The sequence below is a fragment of the Rhizobium sp. UBA1881 genome, assembly GCF_002338015.1.
In the GTDB taxonomy this organism is placed as follows: Bacteria; Pseudomonadota; Alphaproteobacteria; order Rhizobiales; family Rhizobiaceae; genus Rhizobium.
This window is the reverse complement of record NZ_DDHH01000030.1, coordinates 1-12,077: the sequence shown is the minus strand read 5'-3', so window position 1 is coordinate 12,077 and position 12,077 is coordinate 1. Positions and strand designations below refer to the sequence as shown.

At 64.4% G+C, this 12,077-nt stretch carries 8 protein-coding genes; 7 read left to right on the top strand and 1 reads right to left on the bottom strand.

Features of this window, described 5'->3' with window-relative positions; translation table 11 throughout:
• The 6 genes from B3605_RS02845 to pepT all read left to right on the top strand — a co-directional run bounded on the left by B3605_RS02845 (position 1) and on the right by pepT (position 7,815).
• A complete protein-coding gene (locus B3605_RS02845) occupies positions 1-168 on the top strand; it encodes a hypothetical protein (protein WP_162725041.1) in 168 nt (55 codons plus the stop codon).
• Positions 169-216: 48 nt separating this feature from the next.
• Positions 217-2,304 (top strand): potassium-transporting ATPase subunit KdpB, encoded by a 2,088-nt coding sequence (kdpB, locus tag B3605_RS02840; protein WP_112944603.1) that lies wholly within the window; start codon positions 217-219, stop codon positions 2,302-2,304.
• A 12-nt stretch (positions 2,305-2,316) separates the two neighbouring features.
• The gene (gene kdpC, locus B3605_RS02835; RefSeq protein WP_112944620.1) at positions 2,317-2,886 is read left to right on the top strand and encodes a potassium-transporting ATPase subunit KdpC; all 570 of its coding nucleotides are present in this window, start codon (positions 2,317-2,319) and stop codon (positions 2,884-2,886) included.
• A gap of 194 nt (positions 2,887-3,080) precedes the next feature.
• Positions 3,081-5,813, top strand: a complete 2,733-nt coding sequence (locus B3605_RS02830; RefSeq protein ID WP_112944604.1) for a sensor histidine kinase — start codon at positions 3,081-3,083, stop codon at positions 5,811-5,813.
• Positions 5,810-6,538, top strand: coding sequence for a response regulator transcription factor (locus tag B3605_RS02825; RefSeq protein WP_112944605.1), 729 nt, complete (start codon positions 5,810-5,812; stop codon positions 6,536-6,538). Before B3605_RS02830 ends, B3605_RS02825 begins: the two co-directional genes overlap by 4 nt.
• A 44-nt stretch (positions 6,539-6,582) precedes the next feature.
• Positions 6,583-7,815 (top strand): peptidase T, encoded by a 1,233-nt coding sequence (gene pepT / locus B3605_RS02820; RefSeq protein WP_112944621.1) that lies wholly within the window; start codon positions 6,583-6,585, stop codon positions 7,813-7,815.
• A 60-nt stretch (positions 7,816-7,875) separates the two neighbouring features.
• Here the strand turns inward: pepT and B3605_RS02815 are convergent, their stop codons facing one another.
• Positions 7,876-9,498 carry an ABC-F family ATP-binding cassette domain-containing protein gene (locus tag B3605_RS02815; RefSeq protein WP_018898513.1) on the bottom strand — a complete coding sequence of 541 codons (1,623 nt, stop codon included), beginning with the start codon at positions 9,496-9,498 and terminating at the stop codon, positions 7,876-7,878.
• Between the two features lie 217 nt (positions 9,499-9,715).
• On the opposite strand from B3605_RS02815, the gene B3605_RS02810 reads away from it, so the two are divergent.
• A complete protein-coding gene (locus tag B3605_RS02810) occupies positions 9,716-11,785 on the top strand; it encodes an ATP-dependent helicase (protein ID WP_112944607.1) in 2,070 nt (689 codons plus the stop codon).
• Positions 11,786-12,077: the final 292 nt, after the last annotated feature.

Here is a 12,077-nt window from a genome sequence, read left to right as displayed (position 1 = left end):
ATGCTGATCCGCCACTTCAGGCGCCACAAGCTCCCTGCCCGTTCCGGTCTTCCGGGGCGGGCGGTGGGGCCGACGCCAGGCCGGTCGCTCAAGGCGTCGGACGCCATCTTGATCATACTGGCGGCGCTGCTTGTGGCGGCCGCCCTCTACAAACTGATTTTCGGCTGACCGGCCAACCGGTCGCCCCATCCCCGTCTCAAACGCTGGAGTTCTCTTATGAGCCAGGCAAAATCCGTGAGCATCCTCGATGCCCGCATTCTCATTCCGGCCTTCGGCGCGGCTTTCAAGAAGCTGAACCCGAAGGCGCTTGCCAAGAACCCGGTGATGTTCGTCGTCGCCACGGTTTCGGTTCTGACCACCGTCCTCTTCATCCGCGATCTCGTGACCGGCGGCAGCAATCTCGGCTTCTCGTTCCAGATCAACCTGTGGCTCTGGTTCACGGTGCTGTTCGCCAACTTCGCCGAAGCGGTCGCGGAAGGCCGCGGTAAGGCGCAGGCCGATTCTCTGCGCAAGGCGCGCACCGAAACCCAGGCCAAGTTGCTGACCGCCAACAATGGCAGCGGCTATCGCATGGTGCCGGGCACCAGCCTGAAGGTGGGCGATCTCGTGCTGGTCGAGGCGGGGGATATCATCCCGTCCGACGGCGAAGTGATCGAAGGCGTGGCCTCCGTCAACGAGGCGGCGATCACGGGTGAATCGGCGCCCGTCATCCGTGAATCGGGTGGTGACCGCTCGGCTGTCACGGGCGGCACGCAGGTGCTGTCCGACTGGATCCGCGTTCGCATCACGGCGGCGGCCGGCTCGACCTTCATCGACCGGATGATCGCGCTCGTCGAAGGCGCCGAGCGGCAGAAGACGCCGAACGAGATCGCGCTCAACATCCTGCTTGCCGGCATGACGCTGATCTTCGTACTCGCTACGGCGACGATCCCGAGCTTTGCCGCCTATGCCGGCGGCTCGATCCCGATCATCGTGCTCGTCGCACTGTTCGTGACGCTTATCCCGACGACGATCGGCGCGCTTCTCTCTGCTATCGGCATTGCCGGCATGGACCGCCTCGTGCGCTTCAACGTGCTTGCCATGTCCGGCCGCGCGGTGGAGGCAGCCGGCGACGTCGACATTCTGCTCCTCGACAAGACCGGCACGATCACGCTCGGCAATCGCCAGGCGACCGCGTTCCGCCCCGTACGTGGGGTCAGCGAGCAGGAACTGGCCGATGCGGCGCAGCTCGCCTCGCTTGCCGACGAGACACCCGAGGGTCGCTCGATCGTGGTGCTCGCCAAGGAGAAATACGCAATCCGCGGCCGCGACATGACCAGCCTGAAGGCCACCTTCGTGCCCTTTACCGCGCAGACCCGCATGAGCGGCGTCGATGTCGAGGGGTCTTCGATCCGTAAGGGCGCCGTCGATGCGGTGCTCTCCTATGTCGACGGTGGTTCCGCCATCGCTTCGGGCAATACGGCAATCGCGCTGCGCTCGAACTCCGACACGGTGCGCGAGTTGCAGGCCATTGCCGACGAGATCGCCAAGGCGGGCGGCACGCCGCTTGCCGTTGCCCGGGACGGACGCCTGCTCGGCGTCATCCAGCTGAAGGACATCGTCAAGGGCGGCATCCGCGAGCGTTTCGCGGAACTGCGCCGCATGGGCATTCGCACCGTGATGGTGACCGGCGACAACCCGATGACGGCGGCGGCAATCGCGGCCGAAGCCGGCGTCGACGATTTCCTGGCGCAGGCGACGCCTGAGAACAAGCTGGCGCTGATCCGCGAGGAGCAGGCCAAGGGCAAGCTGGTCGCGATGTGCGGCGACGGCACCAACGACGCGCCGGCGCTGGCGCAATCGGATGTCGGCGTCGCCATGAACACCGGCACGGTGGCCGCCCGCGAGGCCGGCAACATGGTCGATCTCGACAGCGACCCGACGAAGCTCATCGAGATCGTCGAGATCGGCAAGCAGCTCCTGATGACACGCGGCGCGTTGACCACTTTCTCGATTGCCAACGACGTCGCCAAGTACTTCGCCATCATCCCGGCGATGTTCCTGACCTTCTATCCGCAGCTGACGGCGCTCAACGTCATGGGCCTGTCGACGCCGCAGAGCGCCATTCTCTCGGCGATCATCTTCAACGCGTTGATCATCATCGCGCTGATCCCGCTGTCGCTGCGCGGCGTGCGCTATCGGCCGATCGGCGCCGGCGCGCTGCTGTCCCGCAACCTGTTGATCTACGGCCTGGGCGGTATCGTCGTTCCGTTCGTCGCCATCAAGGCGATCGACATGGCGATATCAGCCATCGGCCTCGTCTAAGGAGTTATGTCCATGCTCAAGCAACTTCGCCCCGCGATCGTGATGATCATCGCCACTACCGCCATCACCGGCCTCGTCTATCCGCTCGCCATGACGGGCGCGGCACAGGCGCTGTTTCCCGCCCAGGCCAACGGCAGCCTGATCGAGAAGGACGGCAAGATCATCGGCTCGTCGCTGATCGGCCAGGCCTTCACCGGCGAGCAGTATTTTCACGGTCGCCCGTCGGCGGCCGGCGACGGCTACAATGCGGCAAGCTCCAGCGGCTCCAACCTCGGCCCCACCAGCCAAAAGCTGATCGACCGGGTGAAGGCCGACTACGAGGCCGCCAAGGCCAGCAACCCGAACACGCCCGTGCCGACCGACCTCGTCACCGCGTCGGGCAGCGGTCTTGACCCGCACATCTCGCCCGATGCCGCCTATTTCCAGGTCCCGCGTGTGGCCAAGGCGCGTAGTCTGGACGAGGCCAAGGTGAAGGCGCTGGTGGATGGCGCTGTCGAGGGCCGGGAGCTTGGCTTTCTCGGGGAGCCTGTGGTCAATGTTCTCAAGTTGAACCAGAGGCTTGATGCTTCTATGAGTGAGTGAAACAGCCAGAGCCCCCCTCACCCGGCCTCCGCTGCGCTCGGCTACCCTCTCCCCGAGGGGAGAGGAGAACCGCAGGCGTCGCGGCTCCTCCCTTCTCCCACGGGGAGAAGGTGGCCCGAAGGGTTCAGGTGCAGCAAGTTGCACCTGGGATGAGGGGGCCGCTTGCGCCGACCGCCAGGAAAGAACAACACCGCATGCCAGACGACAACCGCGAACAGGCCGGACGGCCCTCGCCCGAGGCGCTTCTTGAAAAAGCGCGGGCGGAGACGCGTGGGCGGTTGAAGATCTTTCTGGGGGCAGCGCCGGGCGTCGGCAAGACTTATGAGATGCTGGCTTCCGGACGCGCGAAGATTGCCGATGGGGTCGATGTGGTGGTTGGTGTCGTCGAGACGCATGGCCGCAAGGAAACGCAGGCGATGCTTGCGGGCTTCGAGATCGTGCCGCGCGTGATGGTCGACTACCGTGGTCGGCGGCTGGAGGAGATGGATATCGATGCCATCATCGCCCGCAAGCCCGACCTCGTGCTGGTCGACGAACTCGCCCACAGCAATGCCGAGGGCAGCCGGCATCCGAAGCGCTACCTCGACGTCAAGGAACTGCTCGACCGCGGCATCGATGTCTATTCGACGCTCAATATCCAGCATGTCGAGAGCCTGAATGATGTCGTCTCGCAGATCACCCGCATCCGGGTGCGCGAGACTGTGCCGGACAAGGTGATCGACATGGCCGACGACGTCGAGATCATCGATCTCACGCCCGACGACCTGATCAAGCGTCTTCATGACGGCAAGGTCTACATGGCCAATACCGCCGAGCGGGCGCTGACCAACTATTTCACGCCGGGCAACCTGACGGCGCTGCGCGAGCTGGCGCTTCGGCGCACGGCGCAGCGGGTGGACGACCAGCTTTTGAACCACATGCAGGCGCATGCGATATCGGGCCCGTGGGCGGCAAGCGAGCGCGTGCTGGTGTCGGTCGATCACCATCCGGCCTCGGCGTCGCTGGTGCGCTACGCCGCGCGCATGGCCTCGCGGCTGAGGGCGCCGTGGGCCGCCGTCTATGTCGAGACCAACCGCTCGATCAACCTCAGCGAGGCCGAGCGCGACACACTGGCCGCCAATCTCAGGCTGGCCGAACAGCTAGGCGGCGAGGCGATCACCGTTCCCGGACGCGAGACCTCGGAAGAGCTGATCCGCTACGCCGCTTCCAACAACGTCACCCACATCGTGATCGGCGCGCCGAAGCAGCCGACTTGGCGGGAGTGGTTCTCGCCGTCTGCCGCCGATCTCCTGATCCGCAAGGCGGGCGACATCAGCGTTCACGTCATTTCGGGCGACGAGCAGAAGGGTGGCGCGCAACGCGGCGTGAAGGCGGCCGCCGCACGGCCGGCTCTCGATCTGCGCGCTTATCTGCTGGCGGTGGTCTATGTGGCGATCGCGCTCGTGGCCGGTATCGTGCTTGACCAGGTGCTCGACGTGCGCAATCTGGCGCTGGTGTTCCTGATGGCGGTGCTGACCTCGGCGGTGCTGCACGGGCTACGGCCAGCACTGTTTTCCTGCCTGCTCGGTGCATTCGCCTTCAACTTCTTCTTCCTGCCGCCGCGCTACACGCTGACGATCAGCGATCCTGAGAGCGTGCTGGCGCTGTTCTTCTTTCTCGGCGTTGCGATCGTCGCCAGTAACCTGACGGCAACGGTGCAGCGGCAGGCATCCGCGGCGCGGCAAAGGGCGCGGACAACCGAGGATCTCTATCTCTTCTCGAAGAAGCTGGCGGGCACCGGCACGCTTGACGACGTGCTCTGGGCGACCGCCTTCCAGCTGGCCTCGATGCTGCGGGTGCGGGTCGTGCTGCTGCTCCCGGAGAATGGGACGATCGCCGTCAGGGCCGGCTATCCGCCCGACGATACGCTCGACGATGCCGACATCGCGGCCGCGCGCTGGGCCTGGGAGCACAACCACGCCGCAGGGCGCGGTGCCGATACCCTGCCCGGCGCCAAGCGGCTCTATGTGCCGCTGCGCACCGGACGCGCCGCCGTCGGCGTGATCGGGCTCGACAGCGACCGCCGCGACGGACCGCTCCTGACGCCGGAGCAGCAGAGATTGCTCGACGCGCTGGCGGACCAGGCAGCACTGGCGATCGAGCGTATCCAGCTCGTCGCCGACGTTGACCAGGCGAAGCTGGCGGCAGAGGCCGACCGGCTGCGCTCGGCGCTGCTGACCTCGATTTCCCACGACCTGAAGACGCCGCTTGCCGCAGTGCTTGGCGCCTCGACCACGCTGCGCGATTATTTCGCCTCGATGAGCGAGGAGGATCGCAAGGATCTGCTTTCTACCGTGGTCGACGAATCCGAGCGGCTGAACCGCTTCATCGCCAACCTGCTCGACATGACCCGGATCGAATCCGGGGCGATGGAGCCGAATTCGGCACTGCACGATGTCGGCGACATCGTCGGAAGCGCTCTGCGCCGTGCGGCCAAGATCCTGTCGCACCACGGCGTGCATGTGACCATCCCGGCGGACCTGCCGACTGTGCGGGTCGATCCCGTTCTCTTCGAGCAGGTGCTGTTCAATCTCATCGACAATGCCGCGAAATACGCGCCCGAGGGTTCGACCGTCGAGATCAAGGGATGGGCCAACAATGGCATCGTGACCGGCGATGTCATGGTTCAGGTCGCCGACAGCGGGCCAGGCATTCCTGATAATGATCTCGACCGCGTGTTCGACACTTTCTACCGGGTGCGCAAGGGCGACCAGGTGCGGGCCGGCACTGGGCTTGGCCTCTCCATCTGCCGCGGCTTCGTCGAGGCGATGGGCGGCACCATCACCGCCGCGAACCGGCCCGACCGATCGGGCGCCGTCTTCACCATCAGGCTCCCCCGCCCCCAAGAGATCACGAATGACATCACGAAGCTGGAAGATATGAAATGACCGGTTCGCCCGTGAAGATTCTCGTCGTCGACGACGAGCCCCCTATCCGCAAGCTTTTGCGCGTCGGCCTGACGGCGCAAGGATACGAGGTGCACGAGGCGCCGGATGCGGCGACCGCGCGCGCGCTTGCAAGCGAGGTCGCCCCCGATCTCATCGTGCTCGACCTCGGCCTTCCCGACACGCCGGGCCACGCGCTGCTTGGCGAATGGCGCGAACAGGGGCTGACCACCCCCGTCGTCATCCTCTCCAGCCGCACCGATGAAGGCGGGATCGTCAAGGCGCTGGAGACGGGGGCGGACGATTATGTGACCAAGCCCTTCGGCATGAACGAACTCGGCGCCCGCATCCGCGTGGCGCTGCGCCACCGGCTGCAGCAGCAGGGCGAGAAGGCGGTGTTTCGCACCGGCGGGCTGTCGATCGACCTCGTCAAGCGGATCGTCAAGGTCGACGAGCGCGAGATCAAGCTGTCGCCGAAGGAGTACGACATCCTGCGGGTGCTGGCGCAGTACTCCGGCAAGGTGCTGACGCATCAGTTCATGCTGAAGCAGATCTGGGGACCGGCGGCGGATGTGCAATATCTGCGCGTCTATGTGCGCCAGCTGCGGCAGAAGATCGAGGCCACGCCCGACCAGCCGCAATACATCACCACCGAAACCGGCGTCGGCTACCGGCTGCGCGAGGCCGACCTGCCTGCAACCGAAAGTGCTTCACCAGAGGGCCGATGAGGGATAGAGCAGTGATCGGTTGATACAGAAGAATGGACCGCATCATGACCGATACCGTTACCGACCGCTTCCTGCGCTATGTCGTCATCGACACGCAATCCGACCCGCAATCGCCAAGCCAGCCCTCCACCGAGAAGCAGAAGAACCTCGGGCGCGTGCTGGTCGAGGAATTGCTGGCGATCGGCCTTTCGGACGCGCATCTGGACGAGCACGGCTATATCTATGCGACCGTTCCCGCCAATACCGACAAGCAGGTGCCCGTCATCTGCTTCTGCTCGCATATGGACACGGCGCCCGATTTCAGCGGCACCAACGTCAAGCCGCAGATCCTGCGCAACTACGAGGGCGGCGATATTCGCCTGACCGGCGATCCGCAGCAGGTGATCCGCGTGAGCGAGCACCCCGAGCTGAAGAACCAGATCGGCAACGACATCATCACGACCGACGGGACGACGCTGCTCGGCGCCGACGACAAGGCGGGGATCGCCGAGATCATGACGGCGGCGCAGTTCCTTGTCGCCAATCCCGATATCAAGCATGGCACGATCAAGATCCTGTTCACGCCGGACGAAGAGATCGGCCGCGGCGTCGACAAGGTGGACCTGAAGAAGCTCGGCGCCGATTTCGCCTACACGATGGACGGGTCGACGGCCGGGCATATCGAGGACGAGACGTTTTCGGCAGACGGCGTCGAGATCACCATCCAGGGCGTTGCAATCCATCCGGGCTTCGCCAAGGGCAAGATGGAAAACGCCATCAGGATCGCCGGCGCGATCATCGACCGGCTGCCGAGGGATATCGGCCCCGAGACGACCTCTGGCCGGCAGGGCTTCATTCATCCGACCGGCGTGACCGGCGCGATGGAAAAGGCCGAAATCGGGCTGATCATCCGCGATTTCGACAATGCCGGACTGACGGCCAAGGAAGAGATGCTGGAAGGGATCGTAAAGGACGTGATGTCGGGCTATCCGGGCTCGACCTACACGTTCGAGGTCAAGCAGCAGTATCGCAACATGAAGGAAGTGGTCGATCGGCACCCTGATATCGTCGAGAACGCCATCGAGGGCATCCGCCGCGCCGGGATGGAGCCGAAGCGCGGCAGCATTCGCGGCGGCACCGACGGCTCGCGCCTCTCCTTCATGGGCCTGCCCTGCCCCAACATCTTCGCCGGCGGCCACGCGTTTCATTCGCCGCTGGAATGGGTGAGCCGGCAGGATATGGAGCGTGCGGCGAAGACGATCGTGGAGATTGCCAGGGTTTGGGAGGAGCGGGCGTAAGCGCCCGCACACCAATCTCACCGCAATGAAAAATGCCGGACGTCACCGCCCGGCATTTAATTATCCCCGCAGACCCGGCGCTTCCTGGCCGGTGCGCTCGACGTACTCGGTATAACCGCCGCCGTACTGGTGGATGCCGTCGGGCGTCAGCTCCAGCACGCGGTTGGAGAGCGCCGCCAGGAAATGGCGGTCGTGGCTGACGAAGAGCATGGTGCCTTCGTATTGCGACAGCGCCTTGATCAGCATTTCCTTGGTGTCGAGATCCAGGTGGTTGGTCGGCTCGTCAAGGACGAGCAGGTTGGGCGGGTCAAACAGCATCTTGGCCATGACCAGACGTGCCTTTTCGCCACCCGACAGAACCCGGCACTTCTTTTCGACGTCATCTCCGGAAAAACCGAAGCAGCCGGCAAGCGCGCGCAGCGGCGCCTGGCCGGCCAACGGGAATGAATCTTCCAGCCATTCGAGAACCGTGCGTTCGCCATCGAGCAGGTCCATGGCGTGCTGCGCGAAATAGCCGAGCTTGACGCTGGCGCCGAGCGCAACCGTGCCCTGATCCGGCTCGGTCGAGCCCGTGACCAGCTTCAGCAGCGTCGACTTGCCGGCGCCGTTGATGCCCATGATGCACCAGCGCTCCTTGCGGCGAACCATGAAGTCGAGGCCTTCATAGATCGTGCGGCTGCCGTACTTCTTGTGGACGTTCTTCAGGTTGATCACGTCTTCGCCGGAGCGCGGCGCGGGAAGGAACTCGAAGGCAACCGACTGGCGGCGCTTGGGCGGCTCGACGCGGTCGATCTTTTCCAGCTTCTTGACACGGCTCTGCACCTGCGACGCGTGTGAGGCGCGTGCCTTGAAGCGTTCGATGAACTTGATTTCCTTGGCAAGCATGGCCTGCTGGCGCTCGAACTGCGCCTGCTGCTGCTTCTCGTTCTGGGCGCGCTGCTGCTCGTAGAAGGCATAGTCGCCGGAATAGGAGGTGAGCTGGCCGCCATCGATCTCGATGATCTTGCCGACGATGCGGTTCATGAACTCGCGGTCGTGCGAGGTCATCAGAAGCGCGCCGTCATAGTTCTTCAGGAATTCTTCCAGCCAGATCAGGCTTTCGAGATCCAAGTGGTTGCTCGGCTCGTCGAGCAGCATGACATCAGGTCGCATCAAGAGGATGCGGGCGAGCGCCACGCGCATCTTCCAGCCGCCGGAGAGGCCGCCGACATCGCCGTCCATCATTTCCTGGGTGAAGCTCAGGCCATCGAGCACTTCGCGGGCGCGGCCCTCGAGCGCGTAGCCGTCCAGCTCCTCGTAGCGAGCCTGCACCTCGCCATAGCGCTCGATGATGCGATCCATCTCGTCGAGCTTGTCGGGATCGACCATCTCGGCTTCGAGTTCGCGCAGCTCGGCGGCAACGACGCTGACGGGGCCGGCACCCTCCATGACCTCGGCCACGGCGCTGCGGCCGGACATTTCGCCAACATCCTGGTTGAAGTAACCGATCGTGACGCCCTTTTCACCAGCGACATTGCCCTCATCGGGCTGCTCCTCGCCTGTGATCATGCGGAAGAGCGTCGTCTTGCCGGCGCCATTCGGGCCGACGAGGCCGATCTTCTCGCCCTTGTTGAGCGCCGCCGAGGCCTCGATGAAGAGGATGCGGTGGCTATTCTGCTTGCTGATATTTTCGATGCGGATCATGGGAAGCGTGGTCCAAAACAGGTTTTCGGCGCCCTTATGCCACGCAACACCTGAGATGTCGCCCGTTTTCCGCAGTGCACCAAATGTTCAGGTCCAACCGTTTCCCTGTGGTGACAGCCGCGCGGGACTTCCAAACATCAGGGAGCACTGATACGTTCCATATTTGTTCCCGAGTCGCGCTTTTGCCGCGACGCGTATGCTAGAGGCTGAAGAATAGATGCAGGCGGCGGCCTATCTCGAGAAACTGAACGAGCGGCAGCGTCTTGCCGTGGAGCATGGGGTCGGTCAGGGACCGGATACGACGGGCGGTCCGCTTCTGATCATCGCCGGCGCCGGATCCGGCAAGACCAACACGCTGGCGCACCGGGTGGCGCATCTGATCGTCAACGGCGCCGATCCGCGCCGCATCCTCTTGATGACATTCTCGCGCAGGGCGGCATCCGAGATGGCGCGACGGGTGGAGCGCATCTGCCGACAGGTGCTCGGCGCCAATTCCGCCGTGATGACCGATGCGCTCACCTGGGCCGGCACTTTTCACGGGATCGGCGCGCGGCTGCTCCGGATCTATGCCGAACAGATCGGCCTCAATGTCGATTTCACCATTCACGACCGGGAAGACAGCGCCGACCTGATGAACCTCATCCGGCACGAGCTCGGCTTCTCCAAGACCGAAAGCCGGTTTCCCACCAAGGGTACGTGTCTCGCGATCTATTCGCGCACGGTCAATTCCGAGACGCCGCTCACCGAGGTGTTGAAGACCTGGTATCCGTGGGTGGCGACCTGGGAAGAGCAACTGCGCGAGCTGTTTGCCTGCTATGTCGAGGCCAAGCAGGCGCAGAACGTGCTCGATTACGACGACCTCCTGCTCTACTGGGCGCAGATGGTGAGCGACCCGGAACTGGCTGCCGATATCGGCGGGCGCTTCGACCATGTGATGGTGGACGAGTACCAGGATACCAATCGGCTGCAATCCTCCGTGCTGATGGCGCTGAAGCCGGGCGGGCGGGGCTTGACCGTCGTCGGCGACGACGCGCAGTCCATTTACTCCTTCCGGGCGGCGACGATCCGCAACATTCTCGATTTCCCGAAAACCTTTGAGCCGCCGGCCGACATCATCACGCTCGACCGCAACTATCGTTCGACGACGACGATCCTTGCCGCCGCCAACGGTGTCATCGAGCTGGCGCGCGAGCGCTTCACCAAGAACCTCTGGACCGACCGGCAATCCGAGGAACGGCCGAAGCTGCTGACCGTCAAGGATGAGAACGACCAGGCGAACTACATCGTCGGGCAGGTGCTCGCCAATCGCGAAGTGGGGATGACGCTGAAGCAGCAGGCGGTGCTGTTTCGCACTTCCTCGCACAGCGGTCCGCTCGAAGTCGAGCTGACCCGGCGCAACATTCCCTTCGTCAAGTTCGGCGGATTGAAGTTCCTGGATTCGGCGCATGTGAAGGACATGCTGGCGATCCTGCGCTTCGCACAGAACCCGCGCGACCGGGTCTCCGGCTTCCGCCTGTTGAAGATGCTGCCGGGGATCGGGCCGCAGACGGCGGGCAAGATCCTCGACACGATCGCCTCCGACCCCGAACCGCTGATGGCGCTCGCCGAAATCCCGCCGCCGGCCAAGACTGGCCAAAGCTGGCCGGCGCTGGTGCAGTTGCTGGAGGGATTGCGCAAGGCGAACGGGCCATGGCCGGCCGAGATCGCGCAGGCGCGCGAATGGTACGAACCCCATCTCGACCGCATCCACGAGGACGCCGACACCCGCAAGGCCGACCTGCTGCAACTCGAGCAGATCGCGTCGGGCTATGCCAACCGCGAACGCTTCCTCACCGAGCTGACGCTCGACCCACCCGACGCCACCAGCGACCAGGCCGGCGTGCCGCTGCTCGACGAGGATTATCTGATCCTCTCCACCATCCATTCGGCCAAGGGGCAGGAATGGCGGGCGGTTTTCATGCTCAACGTCGTCGATGGCTGCATCCCCTCCGACCTCGCCGTCGGCACGACGCAGGAGATCGAGGAGGAGCGCCGTCTGCTCTATGTCGGCATGACGCGGGCAAAGGACAGCCTGACGCTGATCACACCACAACGCTTCTTCACCAGCGGCCAACACGGCCAGGGCGACCGGCATGTCTATGCATCCCGTACGCGGTTCATTCCGGTGACGCTGCTGCAATATTTCGAGACGGCGGCATGGCCGGTGGTGGCGGCGACGCCCTCGGAGCGGAGTACGCAGCAGATAAGGGTGGATGTGGCAGCGCGGATGCGGACGATGTGGCGGTAGGGTAGGTTTGGGGGTTTGTTGAGGGTGGTCAGCTGGCGTTGTGCTTGAAGGCCCCCTCATCCGCCTGCCGGCACCTTCTCCCCGCGGGGGAGAAGAGACAAGTGGCGGCCGCTCGCGCCGACCTCCCCTTCGCCCCATAGGGGAGAAGGTGGCCCGAAGGGTCGGATGAGGGGGCTCCGGGCGCTAAGTCTGCCAGCTAATTATTTGATGTCGCTCAGATTTGGCGTTTTGCCGTGGGTACCCCCCCTCTGCCCTGCCGGGCATCTCCCCCACAGGTGGGGAGATTGGCTGG

Coding starts and splice junctions, on each gene's coding strand:
- B3605_RS02845 (WP_162725041.1), top strand. CDS start 1: ATGCTGATCCGCCACTTCAGGCGCCACAAGCTCCCTGCCCGTTCCGGT.
- B3605_RS02825 (WP_112944605.1), top strand. CDS start 5,810: ATGACCGGTTCGCCCGTGAAGATTCTCGTCGTCGACGACGAGCCCCCT.
- kdpB (WP_112944603.1), top strand. CDS start 217: ATGAGCCAGGCAAAATCCGTGAGCATCCTCGATGCCCGCATTCTCATT.
- B3605_RS02815 (WP_018898513.1), bottom strand. CDS start 9,498: ATGATCCGCATCGAAAATATCAGCAAGCAGAATAGCCACCGCATCCTC.
- kdpC (WP_112944620.1), top strand. CDS start 2,317: ATGCTCAAGCAACTTCGCCCCGCGATCGTGATGATCATCGCCACTACC.
- pepT (WP_112944621.1), top strand. CDS start 6,583: ATGACCGATACCGTTACCGACCGCTTCCTGCGCTATGTCGTCATCGAC.
- B3605_RS02810 (WP_112944607.1), top strand. CDS start 9,716: ATGCAGGCGGCGGCCTATCTCGAGAAACTGAACGAGCGGCAGCGTCTT.
- B3605_RS02830 (WP_112944604.1), top strand. CDS start 3,081: ATGCCAGACGACAACCGCGAACAGGCCGGACGGCCCTCGCCCGAGGCG.